Here is a 23,601-nt window from a genome sequence, read left to right as displayed (position 1 = left end):
GAAAAGGGACCACAGATAATGCGGTGGACATATCTGGCCTGATCTGCCCGCCCCAAAACGGCAGGCAGATCAGGGAATGTTATGGGCTAACCGGGGCCGCAAACCGGGTAATGCTGAACGGTTCAAGGGGAATTTCGGTTTTACCCGTAGCCAGAAGGTCTGCCATGGTGGCCCCTACACCCGGCCCGAGCTGAAAACCATGACCACAGAAACCAAAGGCATAAAAAAGACCCGGCACACGAGCGCTTGGCCCCATGACGGGTAGATCATCATCAGTATAGCCTTCAATGCCGCTCCATGTCCGGATAATGCGCAGGCGGGCAAAGTCGGGTAGAATGCGCTCCAGATGTGGCATCTGCCGTACGAGGTTCAGCGGGTTAAGCTGTGCTCGTTTGGTATTCAGGTCCACGGTGCTGCGCAGCCCGCCACCAAATACAATATTCCCGCGTTCCACCTGCCGCAGATATACGCCTTCTTCTTCTACCCACGAAGCATAGCCGATAACCGGGTGAATACGGTAAGGAACGGGTTCTGTTACCCCCATCTGTGGTGCTTTGGGGGTGAGGGGAAGGTTTTCGCCAAAAGCGGCAGCCATTCTTTGTCCCCATGCTCCGCTGGAAATCTGGAGCAGTGGGGCAGTAAAGCGTAGACCATCAGCAGTTTCCACCACAAAATCTTCTGCTGTGCGCGTAATATGGCTGACTTCAGTCCGTTCCTGCACGGTGGCACCCGCCCGTCGCGCCGCGCGGCCAAAAGCCGGAGCGGCAAGGCGGGGGTTGGCGTGCCCGTCAAGCGGAGAAAAAGAGGCGCAGTCTACATCCGGCGCGAGCATGGGAAAGCGCTCTACAGCCTTGCGACCATTGTAAAGCTCCAGTTCTAGCCCGTAGGGTTTGCAGTCCTGCGCGTATTTTTCCAGTCGGGCACTGTCCTCGGCTTTAAAGGCAACGCGTACATGTCCAGTGGGCAGGAATTCAACATTTTCTCCAATCAGGCGGGGAAGGTCGCCCCATAGGGCGCGGGACCTGTTGGCAAGGGGGAGCTGGGGCAAAAAACGGCCCTGACGGCGCACATTACCAAAATTGGTGCCTGAGGCATATTGGCCGACCAGATCGCGCTCAAGCAGAATAACGGACAAACCCCGCTGGCGCGCAAAAAACGCGGTTGCAGCCCCCATAATACCGCCGCCAACAATAATAACATCGGCTCGTGCAGTGGTGTTTGTAACAGGCTGGGCAGGATGGCTCATGTCATAATACCCCGGATTTTGGCGGGTAAGGGTTTAATGGGAGCTGCACTGCGGATGCGGCCTGCCTGTTCAATGGGCGTTTTTCGGGCGGCTGCCAGAACTTCTGCCCCGGCAAGGCCGCACATGCGCCCCTGACAACGGCCCATGCCCACACGTACAAAGGCTTTGGCGCGGTTGAGTTCCGGTGCGTCCAGAGACCCGGCCGCACGGCGGATATCTCCCGCTGTCACGTTTTCGCAGCGGCAGATAACAGTCTCGTCCGGCAAGGAGGCGGCATGACGCCATGGCCACGGAAAACCCGCTTCCAATCCTTCACGGAAGGCAGTCATAGGCTCCAGCGCCTTACGCAAACGTACGACTTCCTGAGGGGATACACTAAAGCCCAGATCAGCAAGGCAGCGCAGGGCGGCCAGAGCTCCAGCAGATTCAGCACCATCCGCGCCGCGTATGCCAGCGCCATCACCGGCCGTATAAACACCCTGTTGTGAGGTTGCACCATCCACGTCCGTAATGGGCAGCCACTGGCGGGATATGGAGTCAAAAGCGAAATCGCATTTCAACAGGTCGGCCAGTTGCGTTTCCGAGCGCAGGCCATACCCCATGCCTACGGCATCCCCCACGGTATGGCGTAGCTGGCCTCGGCTGTTGCGCCAGGTTACACCTCTTACACGCAACCCGCCTTCATCATCCCGCTCTTCTATGCGCACGGGCTGAATCCCTGCATGCAGGGCCACGCCTGCACGCATGAGCTCGGCCATATAACGCACACCCTGCGCCAGTATGGCGGGCCGGTGGCGAAGGCCGCGCAGGCCTTTAAGGCGGGTTTTAAGGGTTGATGTATCCAGTACCGCCTGCGGTTTTATACCGGCTTTGAGATATTGCCACGCGACCAGATACAGAAGCGGTCCCGTACCCATAAAGACTGGGGCCGCACCAACGGCGCAGGCCTGTGCTTTGAGCGCGATCTGGGCACCCCCAAGGGTAAATACGCCGGGTAATGTCCAGCCGGGGCAGGGCATAATGCGGTCGGTAGCCCCCGTGGCAATGATCAGCGCATCATAGGAAATGGCATCCACCCGCTGGTTATGTTCAACCAGAACCTGCTGGTCCACAACGCCCCATGCCAGTGTTTCGGGGCGGTAGTCGATACGGGGGAGCAAGTCTGCAAAAGCCTTGTGCAATGCTGTGGCGGCACGTGCAGACGCCCCATAGAGCTTTGAGGCCGGGCGTATGAAATTTTCCGGTTGCCTGCGGTAGATCTGGCCACCCTGCTGGCGATTTTCGTCCAGCACAATCGGGCGTAGGCCTGCCTGGGCAAGGGTTTGTGCCGCGCGTGTGCCAGCAGGCCCCGCTCCGACAACAATAACTACTGGCTTGTCCATGGCACCTCTGCTGTCACTATACGTAGGCCGGGGGTGGCCGGGGTGGAACAGGCACGCAGTTCATCGCCGCTTTCAGTCCATACGCGGCAATCCTGACAGGCTCCCATGAGGCAGAAACCCGCGCGTGGTTTTTGATCGAACTCGTTCAAACGGAGTTGCGCGCCAGCCAGAAGGAGCGCGGTTAGAATGGTGTCTCCCTCAAGCGCTGTTACGGGCTGTCCGTTGACTGTGATGGTAATGAGTGACCGTTGTGTTTCGGACACACGTCGGAAAAGTCCCTTCATGAGGGTGGATCTCCTGCCATGGCCGTGGCGGTGTTTGCGCCACGGCTCGGTGTCTCAGGCAATTGCTGCGGCTATGTCCTTGTCGTCCAGCAAGGTGTTCAATACGACCTCGATACGATCGCACAGAATATCTGTCTCTTCCAGCGTCATGCACAATGGAGGAGCCAGCCCGATGATGTCATCGCCAAAGGCGCGGAACAGAACGCCATTTTCGTAACCAATTCTGGCCAGTTTTTTGGAAATACCCAAAGAGGCGGCAGGCTTGGTTTTGGCCTGTTTGTCTGTCACCAGTTCAATGGCTGCAAGCATGCCCATGGACCGGGTATCGCCCACCAGAGGATGGTCTTTCATGCTGGCAAGGCGCTTGGCCAGATGCACGCCGGAGCGTACGCCGTTTTCAAGTAGCCCGTTCTGGTAAAGGTCCAGCACGGCAAGGCCAATGGCAGCACTAACGGGGTGGGCGCTGTAGGTCATGCCATGACCGACAGCAACACCTGCGGGGGTTGCATCGCGGATTGTGGCATACATGCCCTCGCTCATGAATACGGCGCCCATAGGGGCGTAGCCAGATGTCAGGCCCTTGGCGACGGTCATCATGTCCGGCACAACATTTTCATGCTCACAGGCAAACAGGGGACCGGTGCGGCCAAAACCGGTAATCACTTCGTCTGTTACAAACAGAATATCCAGCTCCCGGCAGGCGTTGCGCATGGCACTCAGCCACCCTACCGGAGGCACAGCAACACCGCCCGACCCCTGCACGGGTTCACAGAAGAATGCGGCTACGTGTTCAGGCCCACCAAGTTCGGCCACCTTGTTGTGGAGGTCAGCCACACAGGCAGCAATGATGGCGGCGGCATCCGGTCCTTTGGGGTGGCGGTAAGGGTCGGGGCTGGGAATGTGATGCTGCCAGGCTAGAGGCACATCCGCATTGCGGTGGAAAGCAGCAAGAGCAGTAAGGCCAGCACCGGTATAAGTGCTGCCGTGGTAGCCACGGGCCAGACCAATCACATGGCGTTTTTCTGGTGTGCCACGGGCATGCTGGTAAAAGCGGATAAAGCGCAGGGCGCTATCCACGGCATCTGACCCACCTTGAGAGAAAAAGACCCGGTTAAGATCCCCCGGGGTTACGGCAGCAAGGCGGGAGGCAAGGGTAATGGCGCTCTCGCTTGCAAAGCCAAAATAGCCGGTGGCGTAGGGCAGGCGGGTCATCTGTTCTGCGGCGGCCTGCACAACACTTTGCTGGCCATAACCCACGTTAACGCACCAGAGCCCGGCAAACCCGTCGAGCAATTTGTTGCCATGAATATCGGTCAGCCATGATCCCTGACCGGATTGCAGGATACGAGGTCCATGTTCTTCCTGATCACGCCATGATGAGACGGGATGAATCAGATGAGCGCGATCGAGTGATACGAGTGTCTCTGGAGTCATGGCAGTTAGTATCCGTTGTGTTGTTGGCCTTGTTTTTCCTATGCTGCTACAGGCGGAAAATATGGTGCCGTAACCAGTCGTTGTGATAGCGGATTGTGCTGTTCTGGGGGTGAGGGCGACCAGAAAGCATTAAATTGCTCTTTGCTCCGTTTTAGTATTTGCGCCAGCGGTGGGGATAAGAAAAACTACGATACCGCAATGACCTATATGGTGCTTGCAACAGCCACAATGCAGGGGAGTAGAGCGTGAGCAATCTTGGTTTTCGTCCAGAAGATGTAGCGCTGCCCGTTGGGCATTTTCTGGCAGGCAAGCTTGTGCCCGGTGGGGCGGATATTGCCGTAACCAGCCCAGGGAATGGCCGTGTTCTGGCATATCTGCCAGAAGCCGGAGCCGCTCTGGTGGACGAGGCCGCACAAACTGCTGCCCGCGTACAGCGCGAAAGTGGGTGGGCGAGCTGTGCCCCACGCGAGCGTGCAAAAGTTCTGCGTCGCTGGGCTGATCTGGTCGAACGCAATGCCATGGAACTGGCCCGGCTGGAAACAGTCTGTTCCACCCGCCCCATTGCCCAGACAGTTGGCTGGGATATTCCTTTCCTTGCTGAAGGGATAAGGTTTTTTGCAGAGTATTGCGACAAGGTTGGTGGAGACGTAGCCGCAACGGCCACCAATCTTCTGGGTATGACCGTGTATGAACCTTATGGCGTGACCGGGGCCATTGCGCCATGGAATTTTCCGCTGGTCATGGCGAGCTGGAAAGTGGTGCCCGCCCTTGCCGCAGGGAATGGCACAGTGCTCAAGCCATCTGAAATGACGCCGTTTTCAATAGTCAGACTGGCGGAACTGGCGGTTGAGGCCGGAATGCCCGCAGGGTTGTTCAATGTTGTGCAGGGCACTGGCCTTGCAACGGGGGAGGCCATTTGTCGGCATCCGGCTATTGGCAAACTCAGTTTTACCGGGTCCACCCGCACGGGTATTGCAGTCATGAAAGCTGCGGCCGAAAGTGGGCCAAAGCCGGTTACGCTGGAACTGGGGGGGAAAAGCCCGCAGTTGGTGTTTGATGATATTCCGAGTGTGGATGATGTGGCTGACCGCATTTTCCGCGCCTTTACGGGCAATGCCGGGCAGGTGTGTGTTACCGGTTCCCGCCTTATTGTGCAGCGTGGTGTGGCTGAAGCCTTGATTGCAGCACTTGTTGCACGGTGCGGGCAAGTAAAGGCATTAGCCCCGTGGGATGAAAACGCCTCGTATTCCCCCATTATTTCAGAACCTCAGGCAGACCGTATTCTTGCATTGGTGCAAGGCAGTGTGCATGCCGGTGCTCAGGAATTGGTCGCATGCAAACGCATGGATACGAACACTGGTGGAGTTTTCCTCTCCCCCGGTATGGTGAGGGTGCAGAATGCAGAATGCCCCATATGGCAGGAAGAGGTGTTTGGTCCCGTACTGGCCATACAGGTGTTTGATGAGGATGATCAGGCATTTGCACTGGCTGAACATCCCGTTTATGGGCTGGCGGCCGGTGTGCATACTGCCTCCCTGCCCAGAGCCATGCGCGCCATTCGTACGCTCAAGGCTGGCACAGTGTGGGTAAACCGTTATGGCCGTTCTTCAGATTTTGTTATTCCAACTGGCGGGTTTGGCGGTTCCGGTATTGGCAAAGACCTTGGCAGGCAGGCGTTTGAAGCTAATCTGAGGCTTAAAAGCGTGCTCATGGCGGCGGAGTAAAACAGTTATGGAACCATTGACTGTTGATGCGGCTTTTCTGGCTGAACTCCGCAGGGATTTGCATGCGCATCCCGAACTCAGGTTTGAGGAGCACAGAACATCGGCCCTTGTTGCCGAACATTTGCGTCATCTGGGTTACGCGCCCCATACCGGCCTTGCCAGAACAGGGGTTGTCGCCACGCTGGATACAGGAATTGCCGGCCCCGCCATTATGCTGCGCGCCGATATGGATGCCCTGCCAGTAAGCGAGGCAGGACAAACGCCGTGGGCATCCTGCACACCCGAGGTTATGCATGCCTGTGGGCATGATGGGCATACGGCCATGCTACTCGGTGCAGCGGCACTGCTTAAGTCGGATCCACCGCCATGTGGGCGGGTGCACTTTGTTTTCCAGCCTGCGGAAGAGGGCGGGGCTGGTGCGCAGGTCATGATAGATGAAGGTCTGTTTGATCTCTTTCCAACGGATTACTGTTTTGGCCTGCATAACTGGCCGGGGCTGGAAGCCGGGCGCATGGGGGTTCGTTCTGGCCCGATCATGGCAGGTGGCTGGCGCTTTGCAATCCAGATTACAGGCAAGGGGTCCCACGCCGCCCAGCCACATCTGGGCACGGACCCGCTGACCATTGGGGCTGCATTGGTGCAGGAGGCCCAGTTACTGGTGGCGCGCCGCACGGACCCCACCATTCCTGCCGTGGTGTCCTTCTGTGTTTTTGATGCAGGAACGACGGATAACATATTGCCAGAAACGGCCCGGCTGGCCGGCACCCTGCGTGCTCTGGACCCGGTGGTGCTTGGTGAACTCAAGGATGGGCTGCAACGCCTGTGCAATGGGCTGCAGATGGCTCATGGCGTTACCATACAGGTGAATTTTCATCAGCCTTATCCCGTTACGGTCAACGAGCACCATGCCACACAGCTTGCACGCAACGCCATGCGCGCACTGGACGCGCAAATGGGTGGCCCTGCGCCGGATATGGATATTACCCCTAGTCTGGCTTCCGAGGATTTTGGCTTCATGCTGCAAAAAAAGCCCGGAGCCTATGCCATGATCGGGAATGGAGAGTCTCACAAACTCCATTCCCCTGATTATGATTTTGACGATTCAATCATAACCAGAGGGGTGCGCTACTGGCATACTCTTGCCCATACATGCGCCACACAAGAGCATGCCCTCTGATTGAAAAAGACGTGTCTGTTGCACTGGTAATAAGGATAAAATCGCGTGAGGACTTATGAAATAGCCGTTATTCCGGGAGATGGTATTGGCACGGAAGTCATGCCGCAAGCCCTGAATGTTCTGGAGCGTGTAGCGGAAATTTGCGATTTTGAAATAAAATTCCGCAATTATGACTGGAACTGCGAAACCTGGCTGCGCACCGGGCAGATGATGCCAAAGGACGGCATTGACCAGCTCTCGCAAAGTGATTCCATTTTGCTGGGTGCTGTGGGCTTTCCGTCCGTTCCAGACCATATTTCGCTTTGGGGACTGCTTATTCCCATTCGGCGGGAGTTTCACCAGTATGTCAACCTGCGCCCGGTCCGGCTTTTGCCGGGTATTCCGTGCCCATTGGCTAATAAAAAGCCCGGCGATATCGACTTCTGGATTGTGCGCGAAAACTGTGAAGGCGAATATTCCCAGATTGGCGGCGTGTTCGGTGAAGGCACACCATCCGAAGGAGCCATGCAGACTGCGGTATTCACCCGTTATGGAACAGACCGTATTCTCCGTTACGCGTTTGACTATGCCCGTAAACTAGGGCGTTTGCATGTGACGTCAGCCACCAAATCCAACGGTCTTTTCCATTCCATGCCCTACTGGGATTCCCGGTTTGAAGCGATTGGCAAAGAGTATCCGGATGTGCGGATGGACCAGTACCATATTGATATTCTGGCCGCACGGTTTGTCATGTCCCCCGAGCGGTTTGATGTGGTTGTTGGCAGTAATCTGTTTGGGGATATTCTGTCTGATCTGGGACCGGGCGTTACGGGCACAATAGCAGTTGCCCCCTCGGCCAATATTAACCCTGAACGGGCTTACCCCTCCATGTTTGAGCCTGTTCACGGTTCCGCACCCGATATTGCTGGCCGCTTTATTGCCAATCCCGTAGGGCAGATATGGGCTGCCGCCATGATGCTGGAACATCTGGGGGAACCAGAAGCCGCAGGGCTGGTGATGCAGGCAATTGAAAAAACGCTGGAAAATCCGGCAGCGCCCCGTACCCCAGATATGGGTGGCACTGCGGGCACGCGTGAACTTGGTGCCGCCATTGTGCAGAATATTCCTGCGTAAATACGACACTCTCCATAGTCCATGGCCTCGTGTAAGGGGACATGGACTGTGGGTACACTCAGGCAGGATTAGTGCGCCACAACGCGGCAGGCAGCCAGATCCCACGCGGCACACCCAACGGACTTGAAAAAGACAGCCTGCTCCAAAGAAGGCGGTGTATGGAGTGCTGAAGCAAGAGGGCGCACGTGCGACCAGTTCACACCAGCCTGAAGCAGATCACCTGCTTCGCTGGGTGCGCCTATCGGGTCATCAACATAAAGCTGGCTTGCGTGTACAGCGCGCGGTCCAACTTCAATCATATCTGGCCTAAAAGCGCCAACGCCAATAATCAGGCTGTCTGGGGTTGGTTGTTCATTGTACAGACAAGCCTTACTTGGCGTAACAGTGATCATGACATCAAACCGGGTATCCTGCGGGGCTGCTGGGCGCAGGTCGAGAGGCAGGGCTTGGTACCGTCCGCAAAAATCTTTTGCCCGTTCGGGAGTTCGGCCGCGTACAAAGACTGTTGTCTGGGGGTACAGGCTGGCCAAGGCTGCACAATGGGCGCTGGCCTGTGCACCTGTGCCAATAATCAGCACTTTACGGACCGGTTTGCGGGCCAGCAGGCGTATGCCCAGCATGCTTATGCCCGCGGTGCGGCGCATGGTTACCGTTGGGCCCTCGAGCGAGAACAGGAGTTCGCCCGTTTTTGCATCCGCGCAGGTTACCTGTCCCTGAATGGTCGGGCGTGACGTGCCGGCGTTATCGGGGCATATGGTCAAGAGCTTGGTGACCAGAATATCCGGGCTTGCACAGGGCATGGCCATGAGCAGGCCAGTCCCTTCCGGCGCACCAACAACCGTGCGTTCGGGACAGATGATGGCACCATTGGCGTAGTCCTGCACCGCAACGGCCAGCGCATCGACCAGACTGGCAAAAGGTAGGCATTCTGCGGTCTGGGCTGCGGAATAGTGCTTCATATCCGAATAGCCTTTCACCCCGCGATCAGTTGCCGGGGTCTGCTGGTTTTTCTACTCATGCAGCCCCGGAGCTTCCCGTCCGGTTCGGGCGACGTATTCGGTGTATCCCCCATCATAGCGGTGCAGGCCATCTGGGGTGAGTTCCAGCACACGGTTGGAAAGGGCTGCCAGAAAATGCCGGTCATGCGAGACAAAAAGCATGGTGCCATCATAATCGGCCAGTGCGGCAATCAGCATTTCCTTAGTCGCGATATCCAGATGGTTGGTTGGTTCGTCGAGCACCAGAAAATTCGGCGGGTCATACAGCATCAATGCCATAACAAGCCGGGCTTTTTCGCCACCGGATAGTACCTTGCAGCTTTTGTCCACGTCATCACCAGAAAAGCCGAACCCGCCTGCAACCGTGCGTAAAGCCCCTTGATTGGCCAGAGGGAAGGTATCGCACAATGTTTCAAACACCGTGCGCTCGCCGTCCAGCAGGTCCATGGCATGCTGGGCAAAATATCCCATTTTAACACTGCCACCCAGCGTAACGGTGCCTGCATCGGGTTCGGTTGTGCCGGTTACCAGCTTGAGCAGGGTGGATTTGCCAGCACCATTCACGCCCAGCACACAGCAGCGTTCCTGCCGCCGGATTAACAGGTCCAGACCTTTATAGATAACGCGCGAGCCGTAGCTTTTATCCACACCGCGCAGGTTGACTACGGAATCACCCGAGCGGGGAGCCTGCGGAAATGTAAAAGACAAAGCCTGCCGACGCTTTGGTGGTTCCACCCGATCAATTTTATCCAGTTTTTTAACCCGGCTCTGCACCTGTGCCGCATGGGATGCGCGTGCCTTGAACCGTTCAATAAACGCGACTTCCTTGGCCAGCATGGCCTGTTGCCGGTCAAACTGGGCCTGCTGGTGCTTTTCATTCAGGGCGCGCTGCTGTTCGTAGAACTCGTAATCGCCTGAAAAGCTGGTCAGAGCGCCACCGTCAATTTCGATCACCTTGTTGATGATCCGGTTCATGAACGCCCGGTCATGCGATGTCATGAGCAGGGCGCCATCATAGCCCGCCAGAAACTGCTCCAGCCAGATCAGGCTTTCTAGGTCCAGATGGTTGCTTGGCTCATCCAGCAGCATCACGTCTGGCTTCATCAGGAGAATACGGGCAAGTGCGACACGCATTTTCCAGCCACCGGACAGGAGTGCCACGTCTCCGTCCATCATCTCCTGGCTAAAGCCCAGCCCATGCAGCACTTCACGCGCGCGGCCATCCAGTGCGTAGCCACCGAGTTCTTCAAAACGGGCCTGAACCTCGCCAAACTGCTCCAGTATGGTGTCCAGCTCATCAAACCGCTCGGGATCAGCCAGAGCGGTTTCCAGTCTGGCGAGTTCTGCTCCCACTTCGGCTACGGGGCCAGCACCATCCATGACCTCGGCAACCGCGCTGCGGCCTGCCATCTCCCCTACGTCCTGATTGAAAAAGCCGATGGTGATGCCACGGTCGGTCAGCACATGCCCTTCGTCCGGTTCCTCCTGCCCTGTAATCAGGCGGAAAAGCGTGGTCTTGCCTGCACCGTTGGGGCCAACCAGTCCGATTTTCTCGCCCTTTTGCAAGGCAGCTGATGCCTCGATAAAGATCACACGGTGACCATTATGTTTACTGATATTGTCGAGACGGATCATGAAACCTCGGAAAAACGCGCCTATGGGGGAACAGCAAAGCAGTCTTATCGCGTAACACCGGGACTTCGTAAACTGCTGCGGGCATTAAGTTTTGCGCAGGGACTGATATGCACGCAAAAAAGGCGGCTCTATGAACGATAGGGCGTTCTGGCCGCTCCCGTACCGTGCATAGGCCGCCCTTTATCAGCCTATCTGACGTTCAGACAGGCCGAGGGAAGGAGACGTCAGGAAGCAGAGGCTGTATGTTCAAGAGTGACTGTTGCTTCGCTGGTCAGTACACGGAACATGAAGCTTTCCTGAAGGTAGAGTTCCACGGTTTCGGCCGTATGGCTCAGATAACCAATAGAGAAATCCTGACCGATATCGAGCACAAAATCGCCCCCGCGCATGGAAACGACAAAAGCTCCGTCCAAGGCGGGGGCCCAGATGATTTGTCCGTCAATCATGCTTTCGATATGTTTGCAAACGGGGTAGCCATCATCATCTCCGCCACTGACAGCCTGATACGCCTGTGCGCCCAGGACAACCGAATAGGGGCCATTGACACCAGCAAGGCGCAGAGTGTTCAGGGCTTCTGCAACAGCGTGGGGGTAGTCCTTGGCCTGTTCCGGCAGCCTGATATGTGTGTTGGAAGTGCCTTTGCGCAGCCCACAGATACCTGCGGCCTCAAAGCCGTTGAATATGGCGTGGTCTTCGGCAAAAGCAATTTTTTGCGCGGCGTCCTTGACTGTCTGCCAGTCTGAATCCAGAGCGCCGCGTTCTACGGCGTCAATTTCTTCACGGGACAGGGTGAAAGGAATGCGCAGTTCAACCAGAGGCAGCACTTCCCGCTGGGTCGCCATTACACCAGTATCCGAGATGTTGATTTTTTTGCCCCGCCCGGTTCCAACGCCAGCAAAAGCGGTGCCTTTGGGGTCTGGAGTATCCACAACACGGCGGCCCGCCAGATGGCGGCGGATGGTGCGGGTGGCTTCCTCCTCAATCTGGGACCAGGCTTCGGCGGAAATGGGGGCAAGGTGTTTGTGCAGGTTGTTCATGTCTGGCGTCCTTAATTCTTGAGTGATCCAATGCCTAGGGAACCGTCTTGCTTGTCACGCGGTGGAGGCTGAGGGGCAGGGGCGGCGGGTTGTGCCTGCTCTTTCATGTCCGGGGCAGCGTCCAGAAATTCGCAGGTGGGTGTAAAGAACAGCGAACCTGTTACTGCGGTGCTCACGTCCAGCAGTCTGTCATAATTACCCGGTGGCTTGCCAATGAACATGTTCTGGAGCATCTGCTCCGTTCGGGCCGGGGAGCGGGCATAGCCAATAAAATACGTGCCAAACTCCCCCTTGCTTATGGTGCCAAAGGGCATGTTTTCACGCACGATCTGGAGTTGCTCACCATTTTCTTCAATATTGGTGAGAACATTATGGGCGTAGCTTGGCTTTGCGGCTTCGGGTAATTCGATATCCGATACCTTTTTACGGCCAATAATGTGCTCCTGCACTTCGGTGGGAATGGCATCCCATTTTTTGATGTCATGCAGGTATTTTTGCACAATCACGTAGCTTCCCCCGGCAAAGTTGGGGTCTTCTTCACCAATGATCGTGGCATTCGTGGCAACCTGACCAGAAGGGTTTTCCGTGCCATCCACAAAGCCGAGCAGGTCGCGGGCATCAAAATATTTAAAACCGTGGACTTCATCCACAACACTCGCGGCACCTTCCAGCCGGGCCACAAGTGCCGTAGCCAGTTCAAAGCAGAGGTCCATCTGGGTTGCACGGATATGAAAAAGCAGATCCCCCGGCGTTGCCGGGGCATGGTGCACACCATTGATCTCACGGAAGGGGTGGAGTTCTTTGGGGCGCGGTGCGCCAAAAAGCTGGTCCCATGCCTGTGACCCAATTCCGGTGACACAACTCAGCTGGCCATCTGAAATACGAAAGCCAATTCCACGCACAAGAGACGAAATATCCCCCAGAAGGTCCAGAACCTGCGGATTGACCGAAATATCGCTGTTAAGGGTCAGAACCAGAAAAACTGCGGCCTGAGTCAGTTTTGGATCAGCAAGTTGAGGTGTGGACAACGGACACAAGCTCCCAGTAGTAACGCACACGGTAACGGTGGCAAACAGCATAAGCCCATAAGGCAGGATGGCAAGATACAAGATGCGTGATGCCTGCTGGCAGGAGCATTGCAGGCGTTGCACCGGGAGCATGGGGAAAACCGCGACAGTCACAAGAGTCCTGCGAGAATGAGTTGCACTCCTAATCCTTGGAATTAATAATGCGGTGCATTCGCAAAAAATAAGGAAGAAGCTCAGGGAAATCCTGCCCTTACCGCGGAGGCGGGGTTTTGTGCGGAATTTTGTTCGTGCCAAATACCAGATATGGTGTAATTCTCTCCATCGAGACACAACATGAACGATTTTTGGCCGATTTCCTGCGGCCGGACGAGATGATGGAGTCAATCTATGAACGGGCATTTTTTACACGCGAGCACCTTTGCCGCGCGACCTGTGGCAGCGTCGCGCTACCCGTTTGAAGAGGCTTTCGGCCTGCGCCCGGCGCCGGCCCGTGCACTTGATCGTGGCATGGGGGAGGCCGTCGGGCGGCGAACAGTCTTCCGGCCATCGGATCATGAAAGTTTTGGGACAGTGGCCAGCAGAGTAGCCGCAGGCAATACGGGCCTGCTTGCCTCTGTGGATGAAAGGGAAACCCAGCAACTGCGCAATGCCATTGCCACCGGCGCGCTGCTGACATCCGGCAGGCACCTTCAGCATGGAGATAAGGATCAGCCCGGGCGCAATATGGAAGTGTTTACCAATTGCGCAACGGCTATCTGCTCCTTTGCCAAGTTCTACCTGTTGCTGAATGGCTCGGGAGTGGGGCGTGCGTATGATGATGAGCTCTGCATTGTAGATTGGGCACAGGCTCCCGACCTGCACTTTGTGCTGGGGAAAGATCATCCGGATTACCCGCATGACCGGGCAGGGTTGCTCCATTTTGGTCTGGAAATGCAGATATTGCCATGGGGCACACTGCTGGATGCGTTTGATGCCGACATGGAAGCGCAGGTTAGCAGTTTTTTAAACCAGTTTGTTCACACCTCCATGCCAGAACAGCCCGATGCCCTTGTGCATGTTATAGAAGATAGCCGTGAAGGGTGGGCCAAAGCGGTTGAAATGATTGAGGCTATGGCCTTTCAGGGTGCGCGGGGTCGCTCTCTGGTGCTGGATTTCAGCCGCATTCGCTGCGCGGGTAGTCCTATTGCCGGTATGCAGGGGCGGCCCGCCTCTGGTCCGATCTCGCTCCTGCGTGGGCTGTTGAATGTGCGCGTACATGTGATTGAACCCGCACGCAGCAACGGCATGCCCAAATGGGAGCAGGCGTTGCGTGTGGACCATTACCTGTCGGTTGAGGTGCAGGTCGGTGGTGCTCGCCGTGCTGCGCGTATGGCCACCAAGTCGTGGCGGGACACGGAAGTCCTCCGTTTTATTCGTGCCAAGGAGGAAGGGGGGCTATGGACAGCCAATCATTCGGTCATGGTGGATCAGGAATTCTGGCAGTGTGTGAATGATCCAGCACAGGTAGGACCACTTGCCGAGCATGCAAGAACGGTGTTTGCGGAAGCAACCCGTTGCGCGTGGATTAACGGTGAACCCGGTTTCATTAACGGCGACAAGCTGGAAGATAACCGGACAGGCAGTGCCCGCCGTAAACCCGTGTATGCGGATGGCAGGGATTTTCGCTCGTCCCGCTATCAGGCAACGCATGCAGCGGCATTATTGGCAGAACTGGCTGGTTGCGCGGCTACGGCGCATTTTCCGGTTACGACCAACCCGTGTGGTGAAATTACGCTCCACGTAACTGGTGGCTATTGCGTTATCGGGGATTTTGCACCGTTGCTGGCATGTCCTGTGCCTCTGGAGGACGTTACTCCGGGCGATCTTCCGCTTGAGCTGGAACAGGCATGGGATGCACGGGTAAGGGATTCCGTGCGGCTGGGCGTTCGTTTTCTGCTGCGGGCAAACCGGATGGATGCGTTGTATGCGCAGGAAGTGGCCAGAACAAACCGCATAGGCATTGGCCCCACCGGACTGCATGAATGGGCATGGCTGCGGTTTGGCCTTGGCTTCAAGGATATGCTGGACGAAAAACGGGCTGCATCTTTTTGGAAAACTGTGCGCCAGCTTTCCTGCATCGCCAAAGCAGAGGCCAACGCCTATGCGCAGGATATGGGCACGGAACGCCCGGTTACGGTCACCACGGTCAAACCCGCAGGAACAACTTCCAAGCTGTTCGGCCTGACCGAAGGGGCACACCTGCCTGCCAGACGGCAGTATCTGCGCTGGGTACAGTTCAAAGGCGTACGGCGTGAAGACGGCGTGTGGGAAAATGGTACGGACCCGCTTTTGTCCACATACGAGGCAAAAGGTTACCCTGTTCGGTCATTACGGAGTTTTCCCGGCATGAGCATTGTCGGATTTCCAACGGTGCCCCTGATCCAGCGACTGGGTATGGGAGAGCGGGTTCTGACGGCGCCGGAAGCCACGCCGGAGGAACAGTTTCGCTGGCTGGAACTTTTGGAAAAATACTGGATTGGTGCAGAGCAGGGGAATCAGGTTTCCTACACGCTCAAAATTTATACGGATCGTCATGATCTGGAAAATTTCCGTGCGATGGTCGCTACGTACCAGCCGGGGGTCAGGTGCTGTGCCGTGCTGCCAAGCCGTGCGGATTCAGACCTTGGCTACGAATATCTGCCGGAGGAGGAAGTTTCTGCAGGTCGTTTTGCAGCCATTACCGCAGGAATTGTGGATGAAAAGGTGCAGGAGGTTGTGGACTGGGCCCATCTGCAATGCGCAAGTGGCGTATGCCCGGTCTGACCGGGTAAAGCTGCCACATACAAACCATGCTTCCCTAACGCATGGTTTGTATGTGGGGTGTTCTGTGTGGCGGCGTTACGCCGTGCCTGCCCGGCGGAAGCGGATAATACTGCGCGACAGCCGCCCGGCCGCCCAGTTAGGCATTTTACGCCATGGGGTAACAACATCCGCGTAATCACCGTCAAGGGTGACAGTTCTACGCTGTTCGGTACCGACCCATTCTGGTGCCCATGCGGTCTGCACGCTGGTAATCCACTGGTCACCTTCAACACGGTAGCGCCCGATATAGGCCACCAGTGTTTTCATCAACTGGGAGCGGTCGGCATCTGTTGTCGCGGCAAGGCGGTTGCTGCCTTCCAAGTTAAAAGCGACCCAGCCATCAGGGGTAAAGACAACACGGCCGCGGGGCGCTGGCCCCATTGCGTTGATAAAGTTGCCGGTTTCTTTCTCTTCCACCTTGTAAGACACGAGTTCCCATGTGCCGATAAGGTTCTGTCTCAGGGTGTCTTCGGGCGATAAGGCAGGGTCGTTATAATCTTCCTTGATCCGCTCGGCGGTTGCTTGCATTGGCATTGTCTCATTCCGTTGCTAGTTCGTATCATCTGTCCGTGTTTTGACAGATAGGCAAAGGATGTTTTGCGCTTTACCATGATGTTCTGAGCTTAATATGCCTCTCCTTTCACATCTTCGGTAGTGACAGTGAAGGAAAAATAATATTACGCTAAACGCAAAGCTGGGTGACCAGAGTGTGTTATCAAAGGAGCAGGCGCCGTGTCTTATGACGAAACCGGGGATCTACGTTTTTTCATAAGTCTGGTGGATGCTGGCAGTCTTTCCGCTGGGGCGCGCAGTCTGGGCACATCTCCCGCAGCGGTATCCCGCCGTCTGGCACGTCTGGAAATGCGGCTGGGCAGTACGCTGGTCATCCGGAACACACGCCATTTTGGGCTAAGCGAGACGGGACGTTTGTACTACGAACGGGCTTTGACCATTGTGGCCGATATTGACCAGTTGGAAGAGGAAATATCGTCCAGCACCAACGCGCCGCGTGGCACGTTGAGCATTGGTGCTCCGGTGGAACTGGGCCGCAGGCAGATCGCTCCGTTTATTGAAGCCTTTAGCGCCAAACACCCACGCCTGATGATCAATCTGGCTCTTGCCCCTGAAGGGAACTATGACTTTAACGATTATCTGGACGTGGTGCTCCGTCTTGGTCTGCCAGAAACACCGGGGGCCGTGGTAACCCGCCTTGCCTCCACAATGCGGGTGCTGTGTGCGTCCCCTGCCTATATTGCACGCCATTCCATGCCAACCCACCCGCGTGATATTTCCAGACACGACTGTTTATGTCTGCGCAAAAACAAAACCATGGCTCTGTTAAACAAGTGGGTCATCGGGAACGAGACAGCAACAGATGTGGTTATGGTGGAACCCCGTCTGTCCACCACCAACGCCGAGATTATTCACGACTGGGCACTCTCGGGGCAGGGCATTGCCTATAAGCTGCTCTGCGACGTTTATCAGGACCTTGAAGAAGGAAAACTGGTACGTATTTTACCAGACCTGCAGGGCGAAAAAATTGACCTGTACGCTGTTCTGCCAACGCGGCAGCACACGCGGGCAAGTGTCAAGGCTTTTTTGAGTGATCTGCGACCCTATATCCGCACAGCAGGTTTTTTGTAAAACTGCCTGATTATTATGTGTAAGACCCCAGAACCTGCCGTGAAACACGGAAAAGGGTTTCGCGCATCCAGCGATGCACGGGGTCCGTATCCCGTCGTGGGTGCCATGCCTGAAAAACATCAATGCTGGGCAGGGATAACGGAAACTCAAAAGTTGCCAGCTTTAGTGCCTTGATTGAAATATGCTCTACGACAATACCCGGTAGTGGAAGAATAAGGTCAGACTCCTTCACGCTTTCCACCATGCAATGGTAATTGGGTACCACCATGGCGATACGCCGGGTCAGCCCGAACTGGTTGCGTAAAATCCAGTCAATCGGGCCTTGAGCACGGCCACGGCGGGAAACGCTGATATAATCGTAAAGCGCCATGCTCTGGGGGGTAACAGGCTTTGCCAGAATAGGATGGTCACGGCGTACAACGCCCCGCATATGGTCACGGAACAGGGTCTGGCGCCTGATTTCAGGCTTCATCACATCCGTTGCGCCAATATAGAGGTCAACGCGCCCATTGCGGAGCGGGTCGGAGGCCGGGTCATCAATCTCTGGTGCCCAGACCAGTTCGCAGCGTGGGCATTCTTTTTTCAGCGCCTGCAAGAGTGGCAGGGCGAGGGATGCCACAACCAGATCATTCGCGCGGATGGTAAAGGTGGGCGCCATGTTGGCCAGATTGGCCAGCGCGCGTGTTTCTATCAGGCTGTCTGCCGCCCGAACAAGTTCCTGCACCCTGTCCAGAATGCCTGCGGCAAAGGCAGAGGCGCTCATGCTACGGCCGGACTGCACCAGAATGGGGTCAGCAAAAACCACGCGCAATTTCGCCAGATGGCGGCTCATGGCTGGCTCGCTTACCTTCAGCCGCCTCGCCGCCAGCGAGACGCTTTCCTCTTCTATCAGAACCTGGAGGAAGCGCAGCAGATCTAGGTCATAGCCTCTCATGGCTGCAAAAATAGACGTTATCTGGCGCAGGCACCACCATTTATTATTCCGAAAAGTGGAATCGTCAGTTGCCATGAATGGGGGTTGTTTCTGGCATGCTGATCGGGAACATGTGAGGCATGACAAATGCCGCTCCTGCACCAGCGGCTGGTGCGCCTGTAATCCATGCGTCACCACCGCAGTTTTCCTATATTCCGCCATTTGGCCTGCGCACCGTTATCGGGTGTCTGGGCATGCTGCTTGCCGTGCATGTCGCAGGTTTTAATGAGCATGTGACCGACATCGGCCTGTCCGACATTCGTGGGGCCATGCACATTGGTCATGACGAAGGGACGTGGCTTATCGCCATTTACGAAGCGTTCAACATAGCGGCCATGGCGTTTACCCCCTGGTTCTACACGACGTTCTCGATCTACCGGTTTTCCATTTTCATGACCGCGGTTCTGGCGCTGCTGTCCATTCCGGCTCCCTTTATGCCGGACGTAACATCACTTTGTATTCTTCGGGCGTTTCAGGGGCTATCGGCTGGGTGTCTGCCACCGGTGCTCATGACCGTGATGCTGAAATACCTGCCACCGCAGCTCCGTGTGTTTGGCATTGGAGGCTACGCCATGAGTGCCACTTTTGGCCCTAATCTTGGCCTGCCGCTGGAAGCATTCTGGTTTGAACATGTCGGCTGGCACTGGCTGTACTGGGAGGTCATACCCACAGCAGCCCTTGCCATCGCCATGATGGCCTACGGCCTGCCGCGTGATCCAATGTATTTTGAACGGTTTGCGAAGTTCAACTGGCTGGGCATTCTGGTCGGGCTGCCATCCATCTGCTCTCTGGTGATCGTGCTGTATCAGGGGGACAGGCTTGACTGGTTCCGTTCCCCCATCATTACCAATCTTACCTTCTGGGGAGGGGCGGCATTTATTGTTTTTGTGATCAATGAGGCGTTTCACCCAAGCCCGTATTTTAGAATTCAGTACTGGCGTTCGCGCAATATCCAGGCATCCCTGCTGTCGTTGGTGGGTATTCTGGCCATCTGCTCCATTATGGCGGAAATACCGGCGGCGTACCTGCAATCCGTGCGGGGTTACAGGCCGATACAAATGGTGCCGGTATCTCTGGTTGTGGCTTTGCCTCAGTTGATCATGCTGCCCCTGATCGCCTGGATATGCAATAATCGCAAGGTGGACTGCCGCTTCGTGCTGGCGGGCGGCATGGTGTGCCTTGCCATTTCCGCCTGGTTAGGCACGTGGCTGACCGTGGACTGGGTACGGGATAATTTTTACCCGCTTCAGATACTTCAGGTATTTGGCCAGCCCATGACCGTTATCCCCACCCTTATGCTGGCGACAATGGCTATGGGGCCTGCAGATGGGCCATTTATTTCCGGTATGGTGAACATGCTCAAAGGGTTGGCCAGTGCGGTCGCTTTTGCCATTTTTTCAACCGCCACCCGCAGACGCGAGCAATATCATTCCACCATGCTGCTCGATCACCACGGCACACAGCAACTGGCGCTACAGGGTATGGGTAATCCAATTGACCAGCAGCTTGGCGGCACATCAGTCGATGGTGCGCATGTTGCCTGGAATGGATTGCAGGTTTTCCACACCTTTGTGCATGAGCAGTCGCTGGTTCTTGCACTGAACGATCTGTACTACGGGCTGATCTGGGTCTGTCTCGGTTATGCCGCCATGAATCTTGTTCTGCCGCACCGCGTGTATCCACCGCGTGCACCTTCCCCCAATACTCCCGCTCATTAAACCGGAATAACAGATCATGATTTACAAAAAACCTCTGCTTTATGCCGGATGTGCTGCTGGCGTTCTTGCCCTTGCTGCATGGGGCGGCGCATATCTGGTTAATGGGGATGGTGTTAACCAGTACACAAATGATGCGTATGTTACGGCCGATTTTACAACCGTAGCCCCCAAGGTCGCTGGTCGCATAGACCGCGTTATTGCTCAGGACAACGAGCGTGTGCGTGCAGGTGAGGAACTGGCCCATATTGAAGATGATGATTACCGTGCAGCATTGGACATTGCCAAAGGCAATGTGCTGGCGGCTGAGGGAGATGTTGCAAACCTGATTGCGGAACTGACCCGGCAGGACGCCCTTATAGCACAGGCCCGTGCGGCTGTTCTGGCAGATCAGGCTGACCTGATGTTCGCACGCCAGAACACCACACGCTACCGCAACCTTTCATCCGGTGGGGCCGGTACCATTGAGCAGAAGCAGTCTTCCGAAGCACATGAAAAAGAAGCACTGGCAGCCATAACCCGCGATCAGGCGGGGGTAGATGCCGCGGTGCGTCAGGTTGCGGTGCTTCAGGCGCAGCTTGAACATGCCAGAGGCGTTCTGCTGCACGCGCAAGGAGCCGCCAGACAGGCAGAGCTCAACCTGTCCTATTGTTCCATTCCCTCACCGGTGGACGGGGTTGTGGGTGAGCGCGGTGTGCGCGTTGGGGCCTATGTCCATCCGGGTACGGGTATTCTGGCGGTGGTGCCCACGCAGTCCGCTTATGTGCTTGCCAATTTTCAGGAAACGCAACTCACCAAGGTTCAGGCCGGCCAGCGGGCGACTGTCTGGGTGGATACATTTCCCGGCCAGCCACTCAAGGCCCATGTGGATTCACTGGCCCCTGCCACTGGCGTGGCTTTTGCCCCCATTCAGCCAGATAACGCCACCGGTAACTTTACCAAGGTCGTCCAGCGTATTCCGGTCAAGCTGACATTTGACCCTGACCAGCCCATGGCGGCTAAGGTCAGGGTTGGTATGTCGGTGGAAGTGAATATTGACACAGCCTCAAAACCCGAAGGGTCACATGCCCATGATGCACGCTATATCTGGCAGTAACGGCATGAAGCACCTGCTCCTCACCGGCCTTTCATTGCTCGCCCTTGCGGGCTGCACTGTTGGGCCGGATTACCATAAACCTCAGGTCAGTGCGCCAGCGACATGGCGGGCGACACAGTCTCCCGCGCAAAGCCGGATCAGCACGGCCTCAACCGATCCTGCCTGGTGGACCCTCTTCCATGATCCGGTTCTGTCACAGCTGGAGCGGGAAGTCGCTGCGTCCAATCTGGACCTGCAGGCTGCCAGTCTGCGGTTGATGCAGAGCCGGGCGGAGCGACGCATTGCCAGTGCCGCCCAACTCCCCCACATGGAGGCCAATGCCTCCTACGCGCGGGAACGGGCGAGCAGCAATGGTATTCTGGGACTGATGGGGAGCATGGAGCAGGCCGGAGCGGGAAGCGTTGCCAATGGTGCTCAGGGTTTTGGGCCCGCTGCGTTACCGGGGAGTGTTGGCAACCCTTCTTTTAACCTTCCACAATACGGAATGAATGCTTCATGGGAGGTGGATCTGTGGGGGCATGTGCGCAGGCAGGTCGAGGCGGCAACTGCTGCCGTACATGCCACGGAAGAATTCCGGCGTGACATACTGGTCTCCCTTATGGCTGAAACTGCCCAGACCTATATAGACCTGCGTGCCACACAGGCGCAGATTGGTATTCTGGACCATAATATCGCCATTGCCCGTCACAGTGTGCAACTCACCACCATGCGGCTGGAGCAGGGGGCTGCAACCCGGCTGGATGTGGCGCAGGCAACGGGGCAGTTGCACATGTTTGAATCCCGTGCAGCGCCCCTGCAGGCGCAGGCCACACATTTGCTGAATAGCCTGAGCTTTCTGGTTGCGCGTGAGCCCGGTGCTCTTGATACCGTATTGGGGAAGCCAGCGGCGGTGCCCCCAGTGCCGGATTATGTGCCCGTCGGCCTGCCATCGGAGCTGGCACAGCGACGGCCGGATATTCGGATGGCGGCAGACCGGCTCCATGCGGCCACAGCCAGTATAGGCGTGGCTGTGGCCGATTTTTTCCCACGTATTACACTGTCTGGCAGTCTGGATGTGCAGGCGCTCCAGTTTAGTGGGCTTGGGTCATGGGCGTCCCGCCAATATGGGTTTGGCCCTACCGCGACACTACCAATTTTTGAAGGCGGGCGGCTGACTGGACAACTCCACCTGCGTAAGGCGCAGCAGCAGGAAGCTTCGGTTTTATTCCAGCGCACAGTGCTCAAGGCATGGCAGGAAATTGATGACGCCATGGCTGATTTTACCGCCGCACAGAAAAGACGGGATGAACTGGCGCAGGCCGTACAGCAGAACGAGGTAGCCCTTGGTGTTGCCCAGGCGCAGTATGTGCAGGGTTCATCCGACTTTTTGAATGTGCTGAGTGCGCAGAACGTCTTGCTGGCTTCACAAAGTGAACTGGTCGAGGCCACCGCGCATGTGGCGGGTTCTGTTACGCATCTCTACCGTGCCATTGGCGGTGGCTGGGAAATACTGTACCCAGACGCCGGAGAGACGTCCAAGCATGTGTGAGAATACGCCATGATAACCATCCGTCGGGCGGATAGTCTGGGTCTGGCCCATTCCGATACGCTTACCTTGCGGTGCCATTTTGCCTTTGCGGATTATCAGGCGCCGCAGCATGATGAGCATGAGGGGCGGCTAAGGGCGATCAATCTTGGAACAATTCCATCGCAAGGCTGTTACCAACTGGGGCCAGAAGCCAATGTGGATATTATAACATGGTTGCGCTCCGGTTCATTGCGGACACATGTGGAGGATTTTCCAGCAGAATCCATACACTCTGGCGGTCTGCATCTGCTCAGCACCGGGATGGGTGTTCACGCCATGGCGTGGCAGGCTGGGGCGGACGGGGCCTCGTTTATCCAGTTCTGGCTTCTGGCTGATACGGAGGGCGGAGAGCCCACGCAGGAAGCGAGAGAGGCTTTTCCAAAGCTGGAAGATGGCGGTTTTCGGATTGTCGCCTCCGGTTTTCCCGAAGATGATCCGGAGGAGACGGAGATCATAGATGACGGCGCCCCCGTAACACTCAGGGCGCTCAGCAGGGTATTGCATGCTGACATTTCCGCAGGGGAAGGAGCAGCTTACCAGACAATGCCGGGCCGGGACCTGTATGTGCTGGTGGTTCGTGGAGGCATTACCATATGTGACATGCCTCTGAGCGAGGGGGACGGAGCAATGCTGACCCAGACGGAACGTGTGGTTGTCATGGCCACACAGGACGCTGTTGTTATTTTGACCGATATTGCATCCTGAAC

19 protein-coding genes are annotated in these 23,601 nt (G+C 56.5%); 9 read left to right on the top strand and 10 right to left on the bottom strand.

Going from position 1 to position 23,601, the window contains the following annotated elements; all coding sequences use genetic code 11:
• Window positions 1-79 precede the first annotated feature (79 nt).
• The 4 genes from AB2L51_RS02275 to AB2L51_RS02260 are packed head-to-tail and all read right to left on the bottom strand — an operon-like array spanning window position 80 to window position 4,346.
• A complete protein-coding gene (locus AB2L51_RS02275) occupies window positions 80-1,246 on the bottom strand; it encodes an NAD(P)/FAD-dependent oxidoreductase (protein ID WP_395580942.1) in 1,167 nt (388 codons plus the stop codon).
• Entirely contained in the window at window positions 1,243-2,628 is a 1,386-nt protein-coding gene (locus AB2L51_RS02270; RefSeq protein WP_395580941.1) for an FAD/NAD(P)-dependent oxidoreductase, read from the bottom strand. The genes AB2L51_RS02275 and AB2L51_RS02270 overlap by 4 nt, the downstream gene beginning before the upstream one ends.
• Window positions 2,613-2,912: a (2Fe-2S)-binding protein gene (locus tag AB2L51_RS02265; RefSeq protein ID WP_395580940.1), complete on the bottom strand. Its 300-nt coding sequence runs from the start codon at window positions 2,910-2,912 to the stop codon at window positions 2,613-2,615. Before AB2L51_RS02265 ends, AB2L51_RS02270 begins: the two co-directional genes overlap by 16 nt.
• A gap of 54 nt (window positions 2,913-2,966) precedes the next feature.
• Window positions 2,967-4,346, bottom strand: a complete 1,380-nt coding sequence (locus AB2L51_RS02260; protein WP_395580939.1) for an aminotransferase class III-fold pyridoxal phosphate-dependent enzyme — start codon at window positions 4,344-4,346, stop codon at window positions 2,967-2,969.
• Window positions 4,347-4,591: 245 nt separating this feature from the next.
• On the opposite strand from AB2L51_RS02260, the gene AB2L51_RS02255 reads away from it, so the two are divergent.
• The 3 genes from AB2L51_RS02255 to AB2L51_RS02245 are packed head-to-tail and all read left to right on the top strand — an operon-like array spanning window position 4,592 to window position 8,360.
• Complete coding sequence (locus AB2L51_RS02255) at window positions 4,592-6,070, top strand: aldehyde dehydrogenase family protein (RefSeq protein WP_395580938.1); 1,479 nt, start codon at window positions 4,592-4,594, stop codon at window positions 6,068-6,070.
• Between the two features lie 7 nt (window positions 6,071-6,077).
• Window positions 6,078-7,247 carry an amidohydrolase gene (locus tag AB2L51_RS02250; protein WP_395580937.1) on the top strand — a complete coding sequence of 390 codons (1,170 nt, stop codon included), beginning with the start codon at window positions 6,078-6,080 and terminating at the stop codon, window positions 7,245-7,247.
• 45 nt (window positions 7,248-7,292) lie between these two features.
• Entirely contained in the window at window positions 7,293-8,360 is a 1,068-nt protein-coding gene (locus AB2L51_RS02245; protein WP_395580936.1) for a tartrate dehydrogenase, read from the top strand.
• A 68-nt stretch (window positions 8,361-8,428) separates the two neighbouring features.
• On the opposite strand, the gene AB2L51_RS02240 is transcribed toward AB2L51_RS02245, so the two are convergent.
• From AB2L51_RS02240 to AB2L51_RS02225, 4 genes are all read right to left on the bottom strand, one after another.
• Window positions 8,429-9,319, bottom strand: a complete 891-nt coding sequence (locus AB2L51_RS02240) for a delta(1)-pyrroline-2-carboxylate reductase family protein (RefSeq protein WP_395580935.1) — start codon at window positions 9,317-9,319, stop codon at window positions 8,429-8,431.
• A gap of 51 nt (window positions 9,320-9,370) precedes the next feature.
• Complete coding sequence (locus AB2L51_RS02235) at window positions 9,371-10,993, bottom strand: ABC-F family ATP-binding cassette domain-containing protein (RefSeq protein WP_086646799.1); 1,623 nt, start codon at window positions 10,991-10,993, stop codon at window positions 9,371-9,373.
• A gap of 224 nt (window positions 10,994-11,217) precedes the next feature.
• Window positions 11,218-12,030, bottom strand: coding sequence for a family 1 encapsulin nanocompartment shell protein (locus AB2L51_RS02230; protein WP_395580934.1), 813 nt, complete (start codon window positions 12,028-12,030; stop codon window positions 11,218-11,220).
• An 11-nt stretch (window positions 12,031-12,041) separates the two neighbouring features.
• Window positions 12,042-13,058 (bottom strand): Dyp-type peroxidase, encoded by a 1,017-nt coding sequence (locus AB2L51_RS02225; protein WP_395580933.1) that lies wholly within the window; start codon window positions 13,056-13,058, stop codon window positions 12,042-12,044.
• Window positions 13,059-13,445: 387 nt separating this feature from the next.
• Between AB2L51_RS02225 and AB2L51_RS02220 the strand changes: the two genes are divergently transcribed.
• The gene (locus AB2L51_RS02220; RefSeq protein ID WP_395580932.1) at window positions 13,446-15,860 is read left to right on the top strand and encodes a recombinase; all 2,415 of its coding nucleotides are present in this window, start codon (window positions 13,446-13,448) and stop codon (window positions 15,858-15,860) included.
• A 75-nt stretch (window positions 15,861-15,935) separates the two neighbouring features.
• On the opposite strand, the gene AB2L51_RS02215 is transcribed toward AB2L51_RS02220, so the two are convergent.
• Window positions 15,936-16,433: a lipocalin-like domain-containing protein gene (locus AB2L51_RS02215; RefSeq protein WP_395580931.1), complete on the bottom strand. Its 498-nt coding sequence runs from the start codon at window positions 16,431-16,433 to the stop codon at window positions 15,936-15,938.
• Between the two features lie 198 nt (window positions 16,434-16,631).
• Here AB2L51_RS02215 and AB2L51_RS02210 point away from each other — a divergent pair, with 198 nt between their 5' ends.
• Window positions 16,632-17,543, top strand: a complete 912-nt coding sequence (locus AB2L51_RS02210) for a LysR family transcriptional regulator (protein ID WP_395580930.1) — start codon at window positions 16,632-16,634, stop codon at window positions 17,541-17,543.
• Window positions 17,544-17,556: 13 nt separating this feature from the next.
• Here the strand turns inward: AB2L51_RS02210 and AB2L51_RS02205 are convergent, their stop codons facing one another.
• Window positions 17,557-18,477, bottom strand: a complete 921-nt coding sequence (locus AB2L51_RS02205) for a LysR family transcriptional regulator (RefSeq protein ID WP_395580993.1) — start codon at window positions 18,475-18,477, stop codon at window positions 17,557-17,559.
• Window positions 18,478-18,596: 119 nt separating this feature from the next.
• Between AB2L51_RS02205 and AB2L51_RS02200 the strand changes: the two genes are divergently transcribed.
• The 4 genes from AB2L51_RS02200 to AB2L51_RS02185 are packed head-to-tail and all read left to right on the top strand — an operon-like array spanning window position 18,597 to window position 23,599.
• Window positions 18,597-20,234, top strand: coding sequence for an MFS transporter (locus AB2L51_RS02200; RefSeq protein ID WP_395580929.1), 1,638 nt, complete (start codon window positions 18,597-18,599; stop codon window positions 20,232-20,234).
• Between the two features lie 16 nt (window positions 20,235-20,250).
• Window positions 20,251-21,327 carry an HlyD family secretion protein gene (locus AB2L51_RS02195; protein ID WP_395580928.1) on the top strand — a complete coding sequence of 359 codons (1,077 nt, stop codon included), beginning with the start codon at window positions 20,251-20,253 and terminating at the stop codon, window positions 21,325-21,327.
• 4 nt (window positions 21,328-21,331) lie between these two features.
• Window positions 21,332-22,855, top strand: coding sequence for an efflux transporter outer membrane subunit (locus AB2L51_RS02190; RefSeq protein WP_395580992.1), 1,524 nt, complete (start codon window positions 21,332-21,334; stop codon window positions 22,853-22,855).
• Between the two features lie 9 nt (window positions 22,856-22,864).
• Entirely contained in the window at window positions 22,865-23,599 is a 735-nt protein-coding gene (locus AB2L51_RS02185; RefSeq protein WP_395580927.1) for a pirin family protein, read from the top strand.
• Window positions 23,600-23,601: the final 2 nt, after the last annotated feature.

The sequence above is a fragment of the Acetobacter fabarum genome (assembly GCF_040702925.2).
Taxonomy (GTDB): Bacteria; Pseudomonadota; Alphaproteobacteria; order Acetobacterales; family Acetobacteraceae; genus Acetobacter; species Acetobacter fabarum_B.
This window is presented reverse-complemented; position numbering and strand designations above follow the sequence as displayed.

Bases quoted from the DNA above. Each gene is read 5' to 3' on its own strand.
- AB2L51_RS02275 (WP_395580942.1), bottom strand. From the start codon at position 1,246: ATGAGCCATCCTGCCCAGCCTGTTACAAACACCACTGCACGAGCCGAT.
- AB2L51_RS02270 (WP_395580941.1), bottom strand. From the start codon at position 2,628: ATGGACAAGCCAGTAGTTATTGTTGTCGGAGCGGGGCCTGCTGGCACA.
- AB2L51_RS02265 (WP_395580940.1), bottom strand. From the start codon at position 2,912: ATGAAGGGACTTTTCCGACGTGTGTCCGAAACACAACGGTCACTCATT.
- AB2L51_RS02260 (WP_395580939.1), bottom strand. From the start codon at position 4,346: ATGACTCCAGAGACACTCGTATCACTCGATCGCGCTCATCTGATTCAT.
- AB2L51_RS02250 (WP_395580937.1), top strand. From the start codon at position 6,078: ATGGAACCATTGACTGTTGATGCGGCTTTTCTGGCTGAACTCCGCAGG.
- AB2L51_RS02240 (WP_395580935.1), bottom strand. From the start codon at position 9,319: ATGAAGCACTATTCCGCAGCCCAGACCGCAGAATGCCTACCTTTTGCC.
- AB2L51_RS02235 (WP_086646799.1), bottom strand. From the start codon at position 10,993: ATGATCCGTCTCGACAATATCAGTAAACATAATGGTCACCGTGTGATC.
- AB2L51_RS02230 (WP_395580934.1), bottom strand. From the start codon at position 12,030: ATGAACAACCTGCACAAACACCTTGCCCCCATTTCCGCCGAAGCCTGG.
- AB2L51_RS02220 (WP_395580932.1), top strand. From the start codon at position 13,446: ATGAACGGGCATTTTTTACACGCGAGCACCTTTGCCGCGCGACCTGTG.
- AB2L51_RS02215 (WP_395580931.1), bottom strand. From the start codon at position 16,433: ATGCCAATGCAAGCAACCGCCGAGCGGATCAAGGAAGATTATAACGAC.
- AB2L51_RS02205 (WP_395580993.1), bottom strand. From the start codon at position 18,477: ATGAGAGGCTATGACCTAGATCTGCTGCGCTTCCTCCAGGTTCTGATA.
- AB2L51_RS02200 (WP_395580929.1), top strand. From the start codon at position 18,597: ATGACAAATGCCGCTCCTGCACCAGCGGCTGGTGCGCCTGTAATCCAT.
- AB2L51_RS02195 (WP_395580928.1), top strand. From the start codon at position 20,251: ATGATTTACAAAAAACCTCTGCTTTATGCCGGATGTGCTGCTGGCGTT.
- AB2L51_RS02190 (WP_395580992.1), top strand. From the start codon at position 21,332: ATGAAGCACCTGCTCCTCACCGGCCTTTCATTGCTCGCCCTTGCGGGC.
- AB2L51_RS02185 (WP_395580927.1), top strand. From the start codon at position 22,865: ATGATAACCATCCGTCGGGCGGATAGTCTGGGTCTGGCCCATTCCGAT.